The organism is Paraplanobispora siamensis (genome assembly GCF_016863175.1).
GTDB lineage: Bacteria > Actinomycetota > Actinomycetes > Streptosporangiales > Streptosporangiaceae > Planobispora > Planobispora siamensis.
In genome coordinates this window covers 1-18,103 of record NZ_BOOJ01000002.1, presented here as the reverse complement: position 1 = coordinate 18,103, position 18,103 = coordinate 1, and the positions used below count along the sequence as shown (strand labels likewise).

The window sequence follows — 18,103 nt, the reverse complement described above, 5'->3', positions numbered from 1 at the left end:
CCGCGCGGGCCGCAGCACTCGAGAACTTCGAGAACTTCGAGAACGGAGCACTCCCATGGCCAAGGTGATCGCCAACATGTCGATGTCCCTCGACGGTTTCGTCGCCGACCCCTCCGACGGGGTGGAGCACCTGTTCGGCTGGTACGAGAACGGCGACGTCGCCATCCCGACCGCCGTCCCGGAGCTGACCTTCCAGGTGTCCGAGGCCAGCGCGGCCCACCTGCGCGACGGGATGGCCAACGTCGGGGCCCTGATCGTCGGCCGCCGCCTGTTCGACATGACCGGCGGCTGGGGCGGCCGTCACCCGATGGACGTGCCGGTGTTCGTGGTCACCCACAGCGTCCCGGACGGCTGGCCCCGCGAGGACGCCCCCTTCACCTTCGTCACCGACGGAGTCGAGAGCGCGGTCGCCCAGGCCGAGAAGGTCGCCGGCGACGGCTGGATCGGCGTCGGATCCAAGATCGCCTCGCAGTGCCTCAACGCGGGGCTGCTGGACGAGATCCGGGTGGACCTGGTGCCCGTGCTCCTGGGCGGGGGCGTCCCCTTCTTCGAGGGCCTCACCTGCGCCCCGGTCGAGCTGGAGGGCCCGCGGGTGATCGAGGGGACCGGCGTGACCCACCTGTACTACACGGTTAAGTCCGGCGAGAACAAATGAGTGCGAAAAATCCCTGATTTCAGATAATTCCGGATGGCGCCCGGTGGAGTACGGCCGGGCGCTCCGGTATCGGGGACGGCCCGAACTGCGTTTACCGGGCGGCCGGTATTCTCCGAACATCCAAAGGAATGCGACATAACGCCAGGCCAGCGCGGGCCCGGGAAAATCATTCAGCGAGTGTTCAGCGCCGGGAAAGCGTGCCGATTTACCCTCTCGGCAGAATGATCGATTCCCGGGAAGGGCAACCCATGATTCTCCGCTGGACGCATCTGGCCATCGCAGCGACACTCGCCACGGGGGTCGGGGCCGTCGCCGTCTCCGCCGCGGCCGACGTCGTGCCCGCAAAGGGCAAGGACTCCGCGGCGGCCACCATCCGCGACACCAAGGGCAAAGCCGTCGGCCGGCTCACCATCGAACGCGCGGGGTACGGCAAGGCCAGAGTGACGGTCACGGTGAAGGGCCTGGATCCGGGCTTCCACGGCTTCCACATCCACGCCACCGGCACGTGCGACCCGAAGGCCGTCGACCCCGCCACCGGCAAGGTCACGCCGTTCTTCTCCGCGGGCGGCCACTTCAACCTGGGCAAGGGCGCCCACGGCGACCACTCGGGCGACCTGCCCCCGCTGCTGGCCGCCAAGGACGGCACCGCCACGGCCTCCGTGATCACCGACAGGTTCCGGGTGCGCCACCTGTCCGACGACGACGGCAGCGCCGTCATCATCCACGCACTGCCCGACAACCTGGCCAACATCCCCGAGCGGTACGACCCGGACCCCGACGAGATGACCCTGAAGACCGGCGACGCCGGCGGACGGGTGGCCTGCGGAGTGATCAAGTGATCCGGGTCTGACCCGGCCGCGTTCCCTCCGGGCGGCCGGTGAACCCGCCCGCCGTACCGCGCCCTTGACTCCTCGCCCTTGACGGCGTCGGCTTGATCGGTTAGGACCGCAGAGAGCCCGTCGATCATTTTCTGGGGAGGATGTCATGTCCGGCAGAACACTGGTACGGCACGCCGCGATGGCCGCGGTGACGGCGGGTTCGCTGGCCGCCTTCGGAGTCGTGCCCGCTCCGGCGGCCGCGGAGTCGACCGGGGCGGCCGCGAAGACGGCCGGAGAGGCGATCGGGGAAGCGGCCGGGAAGCCGGCCGGGGACAGGCCGCCCAGGACGACGAAGGGCCCGTGCCGCTACACCGAGACCCCGGACGAGCCGGCCGTGCGCAAGGTCCCGCTGCCCCCGGACCCGCGCCGCACCCCCACCCGGCCGGTGTCCGCGGTCCTGAAGACCAACCACGGCCGCATCGGGCTCACCCTCCACCCGGACAAGGCGCCCTGCACGGTTCAGAGCTTCCTGCACCTGATCCGGCACGGGTTCTACGACGCCACCTCCTGCCACCGGCTGACCGCCTACGACCGGCTCAAGGTGCTGCAGTGCGGCGATCCGAGCTTCACCGGCGAGGGCGGTCCGGGCTACCGGTACAGGGACGAGCTGCCCGCCGACCTGCCGCCGTGGCCGGGCGACCCCACCGGCGTGCGCAAGACGTACGCGCGCGGCGTGCTGGCCATGGCCAACGCCGGCCCCGACACCAACGGCAGTCAGTTCTTCATGGTCTACGGCGACTCCGGACTGGCCCCCAATTACACGATCTTCGGTACGGTCGACGCCGCCGGCCTCGCCGCCCTGGACCGCATCGCCGCCGGCGGCATCCAGCCCACCCCGGACGGCCCCACCCCACCGGTGGACGGCAGGCCCGTCCTGCCCGCCGACATCATCGACGCCCGGATCCGCCGTTAGGTTTGTTATCGGCGGTGATTCTCCCCACGTGACGCACCATATCGAGGCGAAATATTGACCTTTGTCTGAGATGATCCTTCTCCGCATGATCACCTCTCCTCCAAGGACAGATATTTCATGAAACGATGGCTCGCCCTCGCGGCCACGACCGTGGTCGCGTCCGCAGCCGCGATCGCGCTGCCCGCCGCCGCACAGGCCGCTCCCGCCGCCGACCCGGTGCAGGCGGTCAAGCGGCAGTTCAAGGCCGGGCACGGCGTCGAGATCCACGAGGTCTCCCGCCTGACCGACAAGGACAGCTCGCTGGGGATCCGGCTCAACGGCGACCTGCAGTTCGGCTCCACCGGCCCGGTCGCCTCCGATTACGCCCTGACCTGGGTCCTCGACCCGAAGACCAGGAAGCAGCTGGACAAGCTGAGCACGGACGGCGAGTCGTTCACGGCCGCCGTGTTCGCGCCCCAGCGGGTGGTGATCGCCGACAAGCGTGCGTATTTCTCCGGTGAGGCCTACAACGGCCGGCTCCCCGAGGGGAAGGCCTGGGTGCGCCTCAAGGAGAAGGTCCCGACCCCCAACCTCAGCAGCCAGGGAATCGACGTCTTCAACCCGGCCGTCCTGAAGACGGTGCTGAAGACCTCCACGGGCAAGCCCTCCGCCGGGGGCCCCCAGTACCAGGGCGTCGTGACCTACGCGGAACTGCTGAAGGCCAGGGGCGAGGCCGCCCTCCTGCCCAAGCTCGGCAAGCAGTTCGCCCAGAGGACGGTCTCCTGGCGGCTCTGGACCGACGACAAGGGCCTGCCCCAGCGCCTGAGGACCACCGAGACCACGCGCGCGGGCAAGTCGTCGGAGGTCACCACGACCGACACCCGCTACACCAACTGGGGCGCCCCGATGTCCATCATCGCCCCGCCCGCCGATCAGGTCATCGACGACAAGGACCTGACCTTCGGCATCCCCGACCCCAAGGAAGCCCTCAACACCCTGTCCGCCCGCCAGGACGACTGACGGCCGGCTGAAAGGCCCGGACCGGAGTTCCGTCCGGTCCGGGCCGCGCCGGGGTGCCGCCCCGAAGACGGCCGGAGGGGGAACGGCGGCCGTGCCGAGGGTGTCCCCGAAGACGGTCAGGAGGTGGGGGCGGCCGTCCTGCCGGAGTCTCCGAGCCTGTCGGTCTTCTCCGGCGTCTCCCCTGACTTCCCGGGCTTGTCGGAGGACGGGAGCGGCTCCACCTGGTCGGCGGGCGGGGTCTCGACGGAGACCGGGGCGCCGAAGTCGCCGATGGTCATGACGACCCGGTGACCGTCGCCGAAGACGACCTCCAGGCGCCGGACCCTCTCCTGGTCGTCCACGTCCACGGTCCCCGCGGCCTTCACCGGCGCCTTCTGCCCGCCGCCGGGCTCGCCCGCGCCCGCGTCCTCCAGCGAGAACGCGAACCGCCTGCCCGTCCAGCCCGGCCCCGAGGCGCCGCCCTCCTCGCGGACGTCGGTGGCCGAACGGAGCCGCTGCAGGGCCGCCTGCGGGTCCAGCGGGGCGAGCTTGACCAGGGCGACGGCCTGCGGCGCGCTCTCCAGCTCGACCTGGTTGCGCGGGGAGACCAGCCACTTCGCGCCGGGCTGCGGCCTGACGTACATCTGGTCGCCGACGAAACGGGTCTCGACGCCCTGCGGGATCTCCCTGATGACGCCCACCCGCCGGACGGGGTCGAAGGCGCCGTCGAACCGCCTGGTTCCTGAGACGGAGTGCAGGCGGTGGCTCTCCTGGCTGACGTTCTCCACCGCGGCCACCACCTGGGCCTGCGCCGAGGGCTGGCCGACGGGCGACATCACCAGGACCGCCCCCAGCGCGGCCGCGGCTCCCAGTGAGGCGATCGGGACCAGGACCGCGGCCAGGCGGCGCTTCGGCGGCCGCACCGGCAGCAGATCGATGCCCGCCGGCCGGTCCAGGGTCGCCACGGCGAGCAGGGCGCGGATCTCGTGCTCGTTCATGGACGGTTCCTCGTGTCGGTGGCTCACCGGATCACGCTCCTTCTGTCCGGGGTCTCCCGCGTGGTCTCCTGCGTTGTCCTCTCCCGGGCCCGGCCGACCGGCGCGTCGGACGGGAGCAGCCGCCGCATCGCCCGCAGGCCGCGGTGCGTGTGGCTCTTGACCGCTCCCACCGAGCAGCCCATCAGGCCGGCGACCTGCGCCTCCGGCAGGTCCGCGAAGAATCGCAGCACCAGCGCCGTGCGCTGCCTGGACGGCAGTTTCGCCAGCGCCGCGCGGACGTCCTCGGCCACCGCCCGGGTCTCCCCCATGTCGTCGGGGCCGGGCAGGCTGGGCAGGTCGGCGTGGGGGACCTCGCGGCGCCACCGGGAACGCCACCAGGACCGGTGGGTGTTGACGAGGATGCGGCGCAGATAGGCGTCCGGATCGCTGCTGGTGTCCAGCCGGTGCCACACCCGGTACAGCTTGCCCAGGCTGGCCTGCGTCAGGTCCTCCGCCGCGTGCCAGTCCCCGGTGAGCAGGACCGCCGTCCTCAGATGGTGATCTCCGCGGCGCCGTACGAACTCCACGAAATCCCTGTCCACCCGGCCCTCCTCTCGTCAGTGGAAGTCATCCCTGACACTCCGCGGAGTCCGTGCGAGGTTGACGGCGGGCACCCGGAATCCACAACGGGTGCCCGGCGTCCGTGCGTGGAACATGGAACCCGGCGCCTGGCGCCTATGACCGCCGCCCGGCCGGCCGCGCGGCGGTCGCCCCGACGACGGCCGAGCCGGGCGCGGCTAGAAACCCCCGCGCTGCCAGGGTCCCCAGATCGCGAAGCTCAGCCCCTGGCTGGACTGGACGTTGACGTACAGGGTGTGGCCGCCGGGGCCGAAGGTGGAGCCGGCGAACTCGGCGCCGGAGTCGCCGGCGACGGGGACCAGGCGGGAGAAGTCGAAGATCTCGCCGCGCCGGGTGAGACCGCGCAGGTAGTTGTCGCCGCCGCCGTCCTCGCACAGCACGAGGGTGCCGCGGGGGCTGGTGGTGACGTTGTCGGGCAGGTCGAGGGTGACCGCGCCGGGCGACTCGTAGACGAGCTTCAGCCGGCCGCTCCACGACTCGTAGGCCCACACCTGGCCGCGTCCCTTGCCGAAACCGCTGGGCGGGGTGTCGCCGGCGGCGGTCGCGCCGCCCTGGGTGGAGACGAAGTAGACGGTTCCGTGGTGGTGGATCGCCCCCTCCAGGCGGGAGAAGAGCGCCGCGCCCTTGTCCCGTCCCTGCTTGCCGACGGCCTGGATCGCCGTGTCGTTGCTCGGCGTGCCGGTGAAGGCGGGGTCGGGGTCGTCGATGTCCACCCAGGTGACGCGGTAGGAGGCCCCGGCGGGCTGGCCTGCCGACAGGTCCTTGCCCGGCTGGTCGCGTACGGCCAGCATCTGCAGCTTGCCGCCGTCCAGGATCCGGCCCGCCTTGAGCGGGTTCTTCGGCGGTATGTAGCGGTAGAAGCCCGAGGGGAAGGCGAAGTTGTCCTCGGTCAGATAGATCGCCCCGCTCATCGGGTCGAACGCGGCCGACTCGTGGGCGAAGCGCCCGGCGCTCCTGATCGGCCCGCTCGGCCGGCCGTCGATCGGCACCTCGAAGATGTAGCCGTGCTTCTCCTTGAGCTTGGTGTTGTCCTGGCCGGTGAAGTCGTTGCCGACGTCCGGCCCGTTGACGGTCTCCTCGCACGTCACCCATGACCCCCAGGGCATCGGCCCGCCGGAGCAGTTCATCTGGGTGCCGTTCAGGCTGGGCCCGGACCTGACGACCCGGCCGTAGCGGGTGACCTCGAGCGTGGCCGTACCGCCGCCCGCCGCCGGGTCGTAGGCCTTGGCCGGGTCCCCGAACGCGCCGACGGGGCCGTTGACCTCGTGGTTGCGCACCAGGATCGCGTTCCCGCGCGGTCCCCGGAACGCCGCCATCCCGTCATGCCTGCCGGGGGTGGTGCTCCCGTCGGTGAACGCCTCGCCGGCGGGGTTGAACGAGCGGTACCTGAACCCCTTCGGCAGATGCAGCCGGACGACCCCGTCCCGCTCGTCGGCGATCGGGACCAGGGGGCCGTACCCGCCCCCCGGCCGCAGTTCCCCGTTGCGCCCCGCGCTGGCGACGCCGGCGAACGGCCCGGCCACCCCTACGGCCGCCAGTGTCGTGGTCCCGGCGAGAAAACGACGACGATCCATGGTGCACTCCCTGGGATCTGATGGGTTCACGACACGTTAATCCGCGGTCACCAATCCGCTATATGGCATATATCGCCAATCAATGAGTCCGGAACCCCGCCCGGCCCGGGGAACCGCAGGGGAACCCCGTCACCGGCGCGCCGGTGACCGGTCAGTAGGCTTGCGGGCTATGGCCAACGGGTGGGACGAGGCGGCGACGCCGTACGTCGAGCTGAACAGGTCCCAGTGGAGCGAGCTGCGCAAGAACACTCCGCTCACCCTCACCGAGGAGGAACTGGAGGAGCTGCGCGGCGTCGACGACCCGATCGACCTGGCCGAGGTCACCGACGTCTACCTGCCGCTGACCCGGCTGCTCAACCTGCACTTCACCGGGGCCAGGCAGCGCAACGCCGCGGTCACCACCTTCCTCGGCACCGACGGGCGGCCTGCGCCGTACATCCTGGGCATCGCCGGCAGCGTCGCGGTCGGCAAGTCCACCACGGCCCGGCTGCTGCACACGCTGCTGGCCCGCTGGCCCGAGCACCCGCGGGTGGATCTGATCACCACCGACAGCTTCCTGTACCCGAACGAGGTCCTGACCGAGCGCGACATCATGCACCGCAAGGGCTTCCCCGAGAGCTACGACCGGCGGGCCCTGGTCAGGTTCGTGGCCGGCGTCAAGGCCGGGCTGCCCGAGGTGAGCGCCCCGGTCTACAGCCACCTGGAGTACGACATCGTGCCCGGGGCGGTGCAGACCGTGCGCCGGCCCGACATCCTCATCGTCGAGGGCCTCAACGTCCTGCAGCCGGCCCCGCCCGCGGCGCTGGCCGTCAACGACTACTTCGACTTCTCCATCTACGTGGACGCCAAGACCGAGCACATCCGCGAGTGGTACGTGGACCGCTTCCACAAGCTCCGCCGTACCGCCTTCGAGGATCCCAAGTCCTACTTCCGGCGCCTGACCGAGCTGTCGGAGGAGGAGGCCACCGCCTTCGCCAAGGACGTCTGGCGCGACATCAACGAGCGCAACCTCATCGAGAACATCGCCCCGACCCGGGGCCGCGCCGGTCTGGTCCTGCTCAAGGGCCCCGACCACTCGATCAAGCGCGTACGGCTGCGCCGCATCTGATCACGGCCGCCGTGATCCCGTCCGAACGGCCGAGGCGGGCGGGCGCCGCCTGCCCGATCGGATGAGGGGCGAGTCCTTCCCGTGAGGGAGGCGCGCGCGACCTGCGGTGGATAGTCTCCGATCATGACTATCCTCGCCACCGAGGAGCTCAGCAGGAGCTTTCCCCGGGTAACGGCGCTCGACCGGCTCACCGTCACCGTCGGGCCCGGCGTGACGGGCCTGGTCGGCGCCAACGGCGCGGGCAAGTCCACGCTGATCAAGATCCTGCTCGGCCTGCTGCCGCCCTCCGGCGGAGGCGCGCGGGTGCTCGGCATGGACGTGACGGCCCAGGGCGCCGAGATCCGCCGGGTCGTCGGCTACATGCCCGAGCACGACTGCCTCCCGCCCGACCTCTCAGCCACCGAGTTCACGGTGCACATGGCCCGGATGTCCGGCCTGCCGCGCACCGCCGCCCGCGAGCGCGCCGCCGACGTGCTGCGCCACGTCGGGCTCTACGAGGAGCGCTACCGCCCGATGGGCGGCTACTCCACCGGCATGAAGCAGCGGGTCAAGCTGGCGCAGGCTCTCGTGCACGACCCCCGGGTCGTCTTCCTGGACGAGCCCACCAACGGGCTCGACCCGCAGGGCCGCGACGAGATGCTCGCGCTGATCCGCAGGATCGGCACCGAGTTCGGGATCAGCGTGCTGGTCACCTCGCACCTGCTCGGCGAGCTGGAGCGGATCTGCGACCACGTGATCGTGATCGACAGCGGCCGGCTGCTGCGCTCGTCGGCCATCGGCGAGTTCACCCAGGCCACCCAGACCGTCACGGTCGAGGTCGAGGACGGCCGGGACCTGCTGGCGGCCCGCCTGACCGAACTGGGCGAGACCGTCACCGCCGAGGGCAGGGCGCTCCTGCTGCGGGTGCGCGCCCCGGAGACCTACGACGTCCTGCGCGACGCCGTGTGCGACCTGGACCTGTGCCTCATCCGCGTCGAGCAGGGCCGCCAGCGCATCGAGGACGTCTTCAAGGAGCCCGCCGATGTCTGACATCCCCGCATCCCCTCCCGGCGGCCCGCACGGCCCGGTGCCTCCAGTTCCGCACGGCGGCCCGCAGGGCCCGGCCGGGCCGGTGGGCGTCATCCACGACATCGGCTACCGCCACTACGACGGGCCCCGGCTCGGCCGCGGTTCCGCGACCGTCGCCCTGGCCGTGCACACCCTGCGCGGCGTCTTCGGGCTCGGCCGCCCGGCCCGCTCGAAGATCATCCCGTTCGCGCTCTTCGGGATCATGATGCTCCCGGCCGTGGTCTCCATCGCGGTCATGGCGATGGTCCAGCAGCGGGCGATGGAGTACACCCCGTACGCCACCATCATGCAGCCCGTGCTGGCGATCTTCCTGGCCTCGCAGTCGCCGTACGCCGTCGCGCCGGACCTGCGCTTCCGGGTGCTGCCGCTGTACCTGTCGCGCCCGGTGGGCCTGTGGGACTACGTGGGGGCCAAGCTCGCGGCGATGACGGTCGCGATGTTCACGCTGCTGGCGGTCCCGCTGACCGTGCTGTACATCGGCGAGCTCCTCGTCGACATGCCCGGATCCCCGCAGACCTCCGAGTACCTGGCGGCCATGGCCGGCGCGGTCGGCCTCGCGGTCCTGCTGGCCTCGCTGGGGGTGGCGATCGCCTCCTTCACCCCGCGGCGCGGGCTGGGCGTGGCCTCGGTCATCGCGCTCTATCTCCTGGCCTCGGGCGTCTCGACCGTCGTGGCCGCGGTGATGGAGTCGGTCAACGACTACACCGCCGCCGGATGGGCCTGGCTGATCAACCCGTTCTTCCTGGTGGACGCGGCCATCCCGGTCGGGCTCTTCGGCACGGAGCCCGCCGCCCCCGGCGCCTACCCGACGGGGATCGGCGTCGCCGCCGCCATCGTGCTGATGCTCGCGCTGATCGCGCTCTCGGTGATCGCCCTGATCGCGCGCTACCGGAAGGCGGCCTCCCGATGAACATCGAACTGGCCCAGGTCTCCCGCTGGTACGGCAACGTGGTGGCCGTCAACGACGTCACCATGACCATCGGTCCCGGCGTCACCGGACTGCTCGGCCCCAACGGGGCGGGCAAGTCGACGCTGCTGCACATGATGGCCGGCTTCCTGGCGCCCTCGGGCGGGACCGTCACCCTGGACGGCACCCGGATCTGGCAGAACCACGAGATCTACCGCTCGATCGGCCTGGTCCCCGAGCGCGAGGCCGTCTACGGCTTCCTCACCGGCTGGCAGTTCGTGCTGTCCAGCGCGCGCCTGCACCGCCTGCCCAATCCCGACGACGCCGCCCGCAAGGCGCTGGCCATGGTCGAGATGGAGGGCGCCAAGGACCGCAGGATCGAGACCTACTCCAAGGGCATGCGCCAGCGGGTGAAGGTCGCCGCGGCCCTCGTGCACGACCCGCAGGTCCTGCTGCTGGACGAGCCGTTCAACGGCATGGACCCGCGTCAGCGCCTGCACCTGATGGAGCTCATCCGCGAGATGGGCACGGCGGGCAAGACCATCCTGTTCAGCTCGCACATCCTGGAGGAGGTCGAGCGCGTCGCCCAGCAGATCGAGGTCCTGGTCGCCGGCCGGCACGCCGCCTCCGGCGACTTCCGCGAGATCCGCCGCCGGATGACCGACCGGCCGCACCTGTTCCGGGTCCGCTCCAGCGACGACCGCCGCCTGGCCTCGGCGCTGATCGCCGACGCATCCTCGGGCTCGGTCTCCCTCACCGAGGCGGGACTGGAGGTGCGCGCGGTGGACTTCCGGCGCTTCACCTGGCTGCTGCCCCGCGTGGCCAGGGACGCCGGCGTGCGGGTCTGGCAGGTCTCCCCCGCCGACGAAGACCTGGAGAGCGTCTTCTCCTACCTGATCAACAGGAGCGGCTGATCATGAACGGTGTCATCGCCGGGATCTCCTACCGGGCGCTGCTCGGCCGGCGGCGGATCTGGCTTCTCGTCCTGCTGCCGGTGGTGCTGCTGGCCCTGGCCGTCCTGCTCCGCGTGATCGGCGCCGACGGCGAACGGGCCACGGTGGAGCTCATGCGGACCTTCGCCATCGGCATCATGCTGCCGCTGCTGGGCCTGATCGCCGGGACCGGGGTGATCGCGCCCGAGATCGACGACGGGACCGTCATCCACCTGCTGGCCAAGCCGATCTCCCGGCCGGTGATCGCGCAGACCAAGTTCCTGGTCGCCGCCTCGGTCGTCGCGCTCTTCGCCACGGTGCCGACCTTCCTGGCGGCCTACCTGCTGATCGGCCTCGAATCCGGGGTCGCCTCCGGGTTCGCCCTGGCCGCGCTGGTCGGCGGCGTCGCGTACGCGGCGGTGTTCATGCTGCTGGGCGTGGTCACCCGGCACGCGGTCACGATCGGCATCGCCTACGCGGTGATCTGGGAGGGGCTGGTGGGCAACCTCGTGCCCGGCGCCCGGCGCTTCTCCGTCCAGCAGTGGGCCCAGACCGTCGCCGACCAGGTGTCCTCGTCGTTCTTCCTGTCGACCGAGATCGCGCTGGGCTTCGCCGCCACCGCGCTGTTCGTCGTCACCGTGGGCGCCGTGGTCTGGGCGGGCCTGCGCCTGCGGAGCTTCTCCCTCACCGGCGACGAGTAGCCGGTGAGGGAGCGCCGGAGTCAGGCGGGGAAGTCCTTGGGGTTGACGCCGCTGGTCTTGGCGTTGCCGCCGACGACGCGGTTGAGGGTCAGCGTCCAGATGGTCGCGCTGGTCGAGGTCGTGGTGAACCGCAGCTTGTCGTCGAAGCGCTGGTAGACCGCGCTCTTGGTGAAGCGGCCCTTGGAGACGCTGAAGCGGTAGCCGCTGGTGAAGTAGATCCGGTAGGTGCCGTCCCGGACGTCATTGATCTTGGCGGTCGACCGGGCCCGGACGTAGATGCTGATCGCCTTGGTCTTGCCGCGGACGATGGTGATGACGGCGTCGGTCCTGTTGCCGTTCTTGATCTTCAGGACGCCTTTTCCACCGCTGATGCGGTCGTAGAGGATCCGGCCGTTGCCCGGCCGCGCGGCCGCGTCGGCCCAGGAGACTGCGGTCTCCTGGGTCGAGGCGGCGGCCGGCGCGACGGCGGGGCCGACGAGAAGTGCGGAAGCGAGGGCGGAAGCGGCGGCCGCTCCCGCGAGGGGACGTAAAGAGATCATTTCGTAAATATCTCGAATGTCCCTTGGAAACGTCAATGTGATAAGAATCCCGACCGGATATCCGGAAACCGCTGTTCCGCAAGGTCTCCCGGGTGAATGCCCAGGCCGTACGGCCCGCGGAGGATGCCGGGGCCGTACGGCGGGCGAATCAAACTACCGCGGGCGAATCAGACGCAGACTTCGCGGACGACGTCCGCCAGCCGGTTGGCCAGCCGCTCGGCCTGTTCCGCCGAGGCGGCCTCGACCATCACCCGGATCATGGGCTCGGTGCCGCTCGGCCGCAGCAGCACCCGGCCGGTCTCGCCGAGCTCCGCCTCGGCCTCGGCGACCGCCGCCGCCAACTCCGGAACCGAGGCCTTCGCCCGGTCGACGCCCTTGACGTTGATCAGGACCTGCGGGAGCCGGGTCATCACCGAGGCGAGCTCGGCCAGCGACCGGCCCTCGCGGACCACCGCCGACAGCAGGTGGAGCGAGGTCAGCAGGCCGTCCCCGGTGGTGGCGTGGTCGAGCATCAGGACGTGTCCCGACTGCTCGCCGCCGAGGTTGTGACCGCCGGCCTTCATCGCCTCCAGGACGTAGCGGTCGCCCACCGCCGTCTCGATCACGTTGATCCCGGCGTTCTGCATCGCCAGCTTGAAGCCGAGGTTGGACATCACCGTGGCGACCACGGTGTCACCGGCCAGCTTCCCCTCGGCGTGCATGGCCATGGCCAGCACGGCCATGATCTGGTCGCCGTCGATCACCTCGCCGGTGTGCGCGACCGCCAGGCAGCGGTCGGCGTCGCCGTCGTAGGCGATCCCGACGTCCGCGCCGCGGGAGACCACGACCTGCTGGAGCTTGTCCAGGTGGGTCGAGCCGACTCCGGCGTTGATGTTCAGGCCGTCCGGGCGCGCGCCGATGGTCTCGACCTTCGCGCCGGCCCGCAGCAGCGCCTCGGGCGCCACGATGTGGGCCGCGCCGTGCGCGCAGTCGACGACCACGCTCAGGCCGTCGAGGCGGCCCGTCACGGTGGACAGCACGTGGGACACGTAACGATCGGCCTCGCCGTACGCGTCGCGTACGCGGCCGACCGCGGATCCGACCGGGCGGTCCCACTTCTCGCCGAGCCGCTGCTCGATCTCGTCCTCCACCGCGTCGGGCAGCTTGTAGCCGCCCTTCAGGAAGAACTTGATCCCGTTGTCCGGGGCCGGGTTGTGGGAGGCGGAGATCATCACGCCCATGTCGGCTCCGAGAGCCGTGGTCAGATATGCGACCGCCGGGGTGGGCAGCACGCCGAGCCGGAGCACATCCACGCCAGACGACGCAAGGCCGGCGACCACCGCGGCCTCCAGGAATTCTCCTGAAGCGCGGGGATCCCGGCCTACGACGGCGATCGGGCGGTCCGGTGAACCGGGCCGCCCGCCGCTGGCATGGAACGCCCCGGCATCGCCGAGGACATGAGCCGCCGCCACGGACAGGTCCATGGCGAGCTCGGCCGTGAGGTCGCGACCAGCGACCCCACGTACCCCGTCGGTGCCGAAAAGGCGCCCCAACTTAACGCTTGCTGTACTGCGGGGCCTTACGGGCCTTCTTGAGGCCGTACTTCTTGCGCTCGGTGGCACGGGCGTCACGGGTCAGGAAGCCGGCCTTCTTCAGCGGCGGGCGGTTGACCTCGACGTCCAGGACGGCCAGCGCGCGGGACAGGCCCATGCGCAGGGCACCGGCCTGGCCGGTGACGCCGCCGCCGTCGATGCGGGCGATGACGTCGAACTGGTCCTCGGCGCCGAGCGTCACGAAGGGCTCGTTGACGATCTGCTGGTGGACCTTGTTCGGGAAGTAGACGTCAAGCGGGCGACCGTTGATCGTCCACTTGCCGGTGCCCGGCACGATGCGCACGCGGGCGACGGCCTCCTTGCGGCGGCCGGTGCCGTACGAGTTGCCCAGGGTGATGGGCTTGCGGACGGCGGCCTCGCCGCCGACAGCGGACTCGCTGGTGTACTCGGAGGGGAACTCCTCCGCGTTGAAGTCGTCCAGCTCGCCCTCGACGGGCGTCTCGACACCGGTGGGCTCAGCCACGGTTCTCCTCTAACTTTCCTACTCGGCGTCGGCCATCGGCCAACGCTGCTGGCGACAGCAGCTCGGGCGACTACTGGGCGATCTGGGTGATCTCGAACGGCACCGGCTGCTGCGCCTGGTGCGGGTGCTCGGACCCGGAGTAGACCTTGAGCTTCTTGATCATCTTCCGGCCGAGGGCGTTCTTGGGCAGCATGCCCTTCACGGCCTTCTCGACTGCGCGGTCGGGACGCTTGTCCATGAGCTCGGCGTAGGTCACGGAGCGCAGACCGCCGGGGTAACCCGAGTGGCGGTAAGCCTTCTTCTGCTCGAGCTTGTTGCCGGTCAGCGCGATCTTGTCGGCGTTGATGACGATCACGAAGTCACCGGTGTCGACGTGGTTGGCGAAGATCGGCTTGTGCTTACCGCGAAGCAGGATCGCGACGTGGCTGGCCAGCCGGCCGAGCACGATGTCGGTGGCGTCGATGACATACCACTGACGCTCGACTTCAGCAGGCTTGGGTGTGTACGTGCGCACGGTCGTATGCCTTCTTTGTTCGCGTCTTCGGGGCTGCCGGGAGCGGCAGCGACTTGGTCGGTAGGTGCGGGCACACGACAGCCCGGACCTCCCGTCTCCCAAGTCGAAGGAGATGACGCCGGACGCGCCGCGCATCGTTCTTCAGCAGAACGACTCGCACACAACGAAGCAGGATACAGGCCTGAGAGAACGAGGGTCAAAAAGACACGTCTCCCGCCTGCCTCCGGCGCAAGTCTACCGGCAGGGGTGAGTGCTCGGCCCGGCCGTCGGAGAGAGCGCTTCGCCGGGGCGCAGAGAGTTCGCCGGGGCGCAGAGAGGGAGCGCAGAGAGGATGCTCCGCCGGTGAGGCGTCCCGCGTTCCATAGATTGTTCCCGACATTCTCTTCTTCAACTATCTCAACATCTCTATCTTTGTTAGCGGTATGTGGCACTCCCCTTACCCCAGGCATACCCAGCGGGCCCGATTGCGCCGTATGGGAGCGTTTGCATGCCTGATGGCGGTTCTGCTGATCGGATTCGTCCTCGGCAGGGGGAGCCGCGGCCAGGAGGTGGCCGACCAGATCTTCCTGAACGACGCCCCCGGCAGCCCGTCGCCCACCGCGCCGCCCAAGGCCGGCCGCGCCGGATCCGTCGACCAGCGCGTCCCGCTGGGACGGGTCGCCCGGCCGAGCGAGATCGTCCGGACGCCGCAGGTCCGCCGCACCCCGCGCCCCTCCGTCAGCCCCCGCAACAGCATCGACGGCTCCAACGGCGACGAGGAGCCCCGCTACATCCTGCGCGGGGAGGGCGATGAGGACTCCGGCCCGCCGGCACTGAGCGGGCTGGAGAGCGAGGCCGTCCGGCTCATCAACGCCGCGCGCAAGCGGGCCGGGTGCGCGCCCTTCCGGGTCGACGCGCGGCTGGTCCAGGCCGCCCGGACCCACTCGGCCGAGATGGCGGCCACCGGCCGGCTGTCGCACGAGTCCCCCGACGGCTCCTCCCCCTGGGACCGGATGGAGGCGGCCGGCTACCGCGACGGGGGCGCCGAGAACATCGGCCGGGGCTCGACCACGGCCGCCGACGCCGTGCAGAGCTGGATGGCCAGCAGCGGCCACCGGCGCAACATCCTGAACTGTGCGCTGACGGTCACGGGCGTCGGCGTCGTCGACGGCCCCGCCGGGCCGTGGTGGACGCAGGATTTCGGATATTCGTGAGCGGACCGCCCTCAGGACGGAGCTACTCTCAGCGCATGGGTTTTCCTGGGGACTCCCCTCGCCGCCAGCCGTACGGCCAGCCTGACGCGTCGTCCGCGCCGCCCGCCGGAAACCGCGGTGACCAGGGCGAGAACTGGTTCAACCCCTCGGCACAGGGTCAGGCCTCCCCGCCGCCCGGGTACGGCCGGGGCGCCCCGCCGCCGGGTTACGGCCAGGCCCCGCAGCCGGGACACGGCCAATCACCGCAACCGGGATACGGCCGGTCCCCCCACCCGCAGCAGCCCGCCCGGGGCGCCGAGCCCCCGTACGGCAGGCCCCCGCAGTCACCGGCGCCCGGCCAGGATCCCCGGTCCACGGGCGAGCGGGGCGCGGAGCCCACGGTCGCCTCCGGGCTCCCCACGCCCACGGAACGCCCCCGGACGGAGATGTGGAGCCCCTACGACGAGGGCCCCCGCTCGCGCCGCCCGCTCATCATCGCCGCCGGCGGGCTCGCCGTCCTGGTCGCCGGGGGCGTCGGGCTGGCGATGCTCGCCAACTCCGAGGATTCCCCCTCCGCCGCGGCGAGCTCCCCCAGCGCGGCGCCGAGCAACGCCGCCCCGGTCGACCCCGGCGGCGAGTACGGCTTCACCGAGTCCCGCACCACCGACCCGCACGCGCTGACGCTGAACGAGCTGTTCAAGAAGAAGAAGTTCCGGGCCGGCGGCCAGACCTACCAGATGACCGTCCGGCGGAGCGACAAGAAGTGCAAGGACGCCGCGGTGGGCGGCACCCTGCAGAAGGCGCTCGCCTCCGGCAAGTGCACCCAGCTGCTGCGCGCCAGCTTCAAGGACGCCTCCGGGAAGATCATCGGGACGCTGGGGGTCGCCAACCTGAACACCACCTCGTCGGCGGCGAAGGTCGTCAAGGCCACCAGGGGCAAGCAGCTGGACAACTATCTCAAGGTGCTCACCGGCAAGGACGAGATCACCAAGTGGCTCGGCGTGCAGGGCGAGGCGGTCGCCGGCGGATGGCGGCACGGGCACTACGCGATCCTCGTCTACTTCAGGTACAAGGACGGCCACAAGCCGAGCAAGAGCGAGGCCAAGAAGCTCAACGGCGCCGCCTTCGCCATCGCCGACGCCACCGTCACCCCCGCGCTGGAGTCGCGGGCGCTGACCGGCAGGCGTCCGTGAGCCTTTCCGGGGCTCCGTAACGAAGATTTTTCAGCCGGTTTTCGCCGGAAAATCCGTGGGTGATAGCGTCGGGAAAGCCCATACCTACGTAGCGATCTCCAGCTGTCGCTACGCTTCCGGGTATGCGTGGCCAGGAATCCGGGTCCGAGTCCGAGCACGAAACCGACGGTTCGACCATGCCGGCGACGCCGCCGCCGAGTTTCGGCAGGCCTTCGCCGCACGCTTCACGGACCGATCAGACAGCAGACGAGCAGCCCTCCGTCCCCGCGGCGCAGCCGCAGCCCACGGCCGAGCAGCCCTGGACGGTCCCCGACAACGGCGAAGCCCCCTACGACTGGCTGGCCGCCCCGGGCGACCTCCTCGACCCCGACCCCCTGCTCGCCCCCATGCCGCCCGTGTCACCGGACTCCGGCACCGTGCCGCCCCCGGCACCGCACTACGGCGCCGCACCGTCCGACATGCCGGGCCCCGGCCCCATGCCGCCCGCACCGGACCACGGCTCCTTCCCGGCGCCGGACTCCGGCACCGTGCCGCTCTCCGCCCCCTCTTCGTCGGAGCCGGGTCCCGGTGCCGCCCCGGCCCCGTCCGTCTCCGTACCGCAGGACGGGCCGCGGACGGACGGCATCGCAGAAGACGACGGGCTTCCCGGGTCCGGCGCCGCCCCGGAGGAGCCTTCCTGGCAGCCGCCTCCGGCTTTCACCGCCGCGGCCGCGGGCATGCACGTGTGGCCTTCTCCCGCCTCGGGTGTGCCGGGTGCCGCGCCGTGGCCCGCCGCCACGGGTGAGCCGGTCGGGGAGCCCTCGTGGCCCGACCATGACGAGCCGTTCCGTCCCGGCGAGCCCGGTGACGTCCCCGTCTGGCCGCCGCATGTCGTCGCCCAGCATTCCGGCGATGACGCCGACACCGACGTCGACACCGTCAAGGTCCGCGTCCCCCTCCCTCCCGACGCCCGGCCCTCCGCACCCGCCGATCCCTCGGCCTCCGGCCACGCCCACGGGCCCGAGCAGGGACATGGGCACGAGCAGGTCCCGGGGCACGGGTACGGCCAGGGGCCCGGGCCGCACGCCTCGGATCTCCCGCTTCCCTCCACCGGTCCCGGGGTCCGGGCCACCGGCCCGGCGACGTCGGTCGGCCCTGAGTCGCGGGGCACCGCGCCCGTGCAGGATCCGGGGACCGCGCACGCCGTACAGGCAGGTACGCCCTCGACGCTCCCGGCGCCGCCCCAGCACGACGCCCTGATTCCGCCGCAGGGCCACGTGGCCGCGCCCCAGCACGACGCCCCGATTCCGCCGATCCCGCC

18 protein-coding genes and 1 pseudogene are annotated in these 18,103 nt (G+C 71.1%); 12 read left to right on the top strand and 7 right to left on the bottom strand.

The annotated features are described in order from the left end of the window. The first annotated feature begins 55 nt into the window (after positions 1-55). From Psi01_RS00295 to Psi01_RS00280, 4 genes are all read left to right on the top strand, one after another. Entirely contained in the window at positions 56-655 is a 600-nt protein-coding gene (locus Psi01_RS00295; protein ID WP_204061844.1) for a dihydrofolate reductase family protein, read from the top strand. A gap of 248 nt (positions 656-903) precedes the next feature. Continuing rightward, positions 904-1,494 (top strand): superoxide dismutase family protein, encoded by a 591-nt coding sequence (locus tag Psi01_RS00290; protein ID WP_204061843.1) that lies wholly within the window; start codon positions 904-906, stop codon positions 1,492-1,494. Positions 1,495-1,639: 145 nt separating this feature from the next. After that, the gene (locus Psi01_RS00285; RefSeq protein ID WP_204061842.1) at positions 1,640-2,446 is read left to right on the top strand and encodes a peptidylprolyl isomerase; all 807 of its coding nucleotides are present in this window, start codon (positions 1,640-1,642) and stop codon (positions 2,444-2,446) included. A 117-nt stretch (positions 2,447-2,563) separates the two neighbouring features. Next, a complete protein-coding gene (locus Psi01_RS00280) occupies positions 2,564-3,445 on the top strand; it encodes a hypothetical protein (RefSeq protein ID WP_204061841.1) in 882 nt (293 codons plus the stop codon). A gap of 116 nt (positions 3,446-3,561) precedes the next feature. Here the strand turns inward: Psi01_RS00280 and Psi01_RS00275 are convergent, their stop codons facing one another. From Psi01_RS00275 to Psi01_RS00265, 3 genes are all read right to left on the bottom strand, one after another. After that, the gene (locus tag Psi01_RS00275; protein WP_204061840.1) at positions 3,562-4,422 is read right to left on the bottom strand and encodes a hypothetical protein; all 861 of its coding nucleotides are present in this window, start codon (positions 4,420-4,422) and stop codon (positions 3,562-3,564) included. A 23-nt stretch (positions 4,423-4,445) separates the two neighbouring features. Beyond that, complete coding sequence (locus Psi01_RS00270; protein ID WP_204061839.1) at positions 4,446-5,003, bottom strand: SigE family RNA polymerase sigma factor; 558 nt, start codon at positions 5,001-5,003, stop codon at positions 4,446-4,448. Positions 5,004-5,198: 195 nt separating this feature from the next. After that, the gene (locus Psi01_RS00265) at positions 5,199-6,614 is read right to left on the bottom strand and encodes a PhoX family protein (RefSeq protein ID WP_204061838.1); all 1,416 of its coding nucleotides are present in this window, start codon (positions 6,612-6,614) and stop codon (positions 5,199-5,201) included. A gap of 169 nt (positions 6,615-6,783) precedes the next feature. Here Psi01_RS00265 and coaA point away from each other — a divergent pair, with 169 nt between their 5' ends. From coaA to Psi01_RS00240, 5 genes are all read left to right on the top strand, one after another. Continuing rightward, on the top strand, positions 6,784-7,722 hold the full coding sequence (coaA, locus tag Psi01_RS00260; protein WP_204061837.1) for a type I pantothenate kinase: 939 nt from the start codon (positions 6,784-6,786) through the stop codon (positions 7,720-7,722). A gap of 123 nt (positions 7,723-7,845) precedes the next feature. After that, positions 7,846-8,751: an ABC transporter ATP-binding protein gene (locus Psi01_RS00255; protein WP_204061836.1), complete on the top strand. Its 906-nt coding sequence runs from the start codon at positions 7,846-7,848 to the stop codon at positions 8,749-8,751. Beyond that, a complete protein-coding gene (locus tag Psi01_RS00250; protein ID WP_239126857.1) occupies positions 8,744-9,700 on the top strand; it encodes an ABC transporter permease in 957 nt (318 codons plus the stop codon). Before Psi01_RS00255 ends, Psi01_RS00250 begins: the two co-directional genes overlap by 8 nt. Continuing rightward, positions 9,697-10,611 (top strand): ABC transporter ATP-binding protein, encoded by a 915-nt coding sequence (locus Psi01_RS00245; protein WP_204061835.1) that lies wholly within the window; start codon positions 9,697-9,699, stop codon positions 10,609-10,611. The genes Psi01_RS00250 and Psi01_RS00245 overlap by 4 nt, the downstream gene beginning before the upstream one ends. Positions 10,612-10,613: 2 nt before the next feature. Further along, positions 10,614-11,330 (top strand): ABC transporter permease, encoded by a 717-nt coding sequence (locus tag Psi01_RS00240; RefSeq protein ID WP_204061834.1) that lies wholly within the window; start codon positions 10,614-10,616, stop codon positions 11,328-11,330. A 20-nt stretch (positions 11,331-11,350) separates the two neighbouring features. On the opposite strand, the gene Psi01_RS00235 is transcribed toward Psi01_RS00240, so the two are convergent. From Psi01_RS00235 to rplM, 4 genes are all read right to left on the bottom strand, one after another. Continuing rightward, positions 11,351-11,869, bottom strand: coding sequence for a hypothetical protein (locus tag Psi01_RS00235; RefSeq protein ID WP_204061833.1), 519 nt, complete (start codon positions 11,867-11,869; stop codon positions 11,351-11,353). A gap of 167 nt (positions 11,870-12,036) precedes the next feature. Continuing rightward, entirely contained in the window at positions 12,037-13,401 is a 1,365-nt protein-coding gene (glmM, locus tag Psi01_RS00230; RefSeq protein ID WP_204061832.1) for a phosphoglucosamine mutase, read from the bottom strand. A 1-nt stretch (position 13,402) separates the two neighbouring features. Continuing rightward, positions 13,403-13,924: a 30S ribosomal protein S9 gene (gene rpsI / locus Psi01_RS00225; RefSeq protein ID WP_204061831.1), complete on the bottom strand. Its 522-nt coding sequence runs from the start codon at positions 13,922-13,924 to the stop codon at positions 13,403-13,405. Between the two features lie 70 nt (positions 13,925-13,994). Continuing rightward, positions 13,995-14,438, bottom strand: coding sequence for a 50S ribosomal protein L13 (gene rplM / locus Psi01_RS00220; protein WP_204061830.1), 444 nt, complete (start codon positions 14,436-14,438; stop codon positions 13,995-13,997). A gap of 494 nt (positions 14,439-14,932) precedes the next feature. On the opposite strand from rplM, the gene Psi01_RS00215 reads away from it, so the two are divergent. The 3 genes and pseudogenes from Psi01_RS00215 to Psi01_RS00205 form a co-directional block, all read left to right on the top strand. Further along, on the top strand, positions 14,933-15,631 hold the full coding sequence (locus Psi01_RS00215) for a CAP domain-containing protein (protein ID WP_204061829.1): 699 nt from the start codon (positions 14,933-14,935) through the stop codon (positions 15,629-15,631). Positions 15,632-15,666: 35 nt separating this feature from the next. Then, positions 15,667-16,803 carry a hypothetical protein gene (locus Psi01_RS00210; protein ID WP_204061828.1) on the top strand — a complete coding sequence of 379 codons (1,137 nt, stop codon included), beginning with the start codon at positions 15,667-15,669 and terminating at the stop codon, positions 16,801-16,803. Positions 16,804-16,925: 122 nt separating this feature from the next. Further along, positions 16,926-18,103 (top strand): annotated as a pseudogene (locus tag Psi01_RS00205) (hypothetical protein); the annotation flags it as partial.

Bases quoted from the DNA above. Each gene is read 5' to 3' on its own strand.
- Psi01_RS00295 (WP_204061844.1), top strand. From the start codon at position 56: ATGGCCAAGGTGATCGCCAACATGTCGATGTCCCTCGACGGTTTCGTC.
- Psi01_RS00290 (WP_204061843.1), top strand. From the start codon at position 904: ATGATTCTCCGCTGGACGCATCTGGCCATCGCAGCGACACTCGCCACG.
- Psi01_RS00285 (WP_204061842.1), top strand. From the start codon at position 1,640: ATGTCCGGCAGAACACTGGTACGGCACGCCGCGATGGCCGCGGTGACG.
- Psi01_RS00280 (WP_204061841.1), top strand. From the start codon at position 2,564: ATGAAACGATGGCTCGCCCTCGCGGCCACGACCGTGGTCGCGTCCGCA.
- Psi01_RS00275 (WP_204061840.1), bottom strand. From the start codon at position 4,422: ATGAACGAGCACGAGATCCGCGCCCTGCTCGCCGTGGCGACCCTGGAC.
- Psi01_RS00265 (WP_204061838.1), bottom strand. From the start codon at position 6,614: ATGGATCGTCGTCGTTTTCTCGCCGGGACCACGACACTGGCGGCCGTA.
- coaA (WP_204061837.1), top strand. From the start codon at position 6,784: ATGGCCAACGGGTGGGACGAGGCGGCGACGCCGTACGTCGAGCTGAAC.
- Psi01_RS00255 (WP_204061836.1), top strand. From the start codon at position 7,846: ATGACTATCCTCGCCACCGAGGAGCTCAGCAGGAGCTTTCCCCGGGTA.
- Psi01_RS00250 (WP_239126857.1), top strand. From the start codon at position 8,744: ATGTCTGACATCCCCGCATCCCCTCCCGGCGGCCCGCACGGCCCGGTG.
- Psi01_RS00245 (WP_204061835.1), top strand. From the start codon at position 9,697: ATGAACATCGAACTGGCCCAGGTCTCCCGCTGGTACGGCAACGTGGTG.
- Psi01_RS00240 (WP_204061834.1), top strand. From the start codon at position 10,614: ATGAACGGTGTCATCGCCGGGATCTCCTACCGGGCGCTGCTCGGCCGG.
- Psi01_RS00235 (WP_204061833.1), bottom strand. From the start codon at position 11,869: ATGATCTCTTTACGTCCCCTCGCGGGAGCGGCCGCCGCTTCCGCCCTC.
- Psi01_RS00215 (WP_204061829.1), top strand. From the start codon at position 14,933: ATGGCGGTTCTGCTGATCGGATTCGTCCTCGGCAGGGGGAGCCGCGGC.
- Psi01_RS00210 (WP_204061828.1), top strand. From the start codon at position 15,667: ATGGGTTTTCCTGGGGACTCCCCTCGCCGCCAGCCGTACGGCCAGCCT.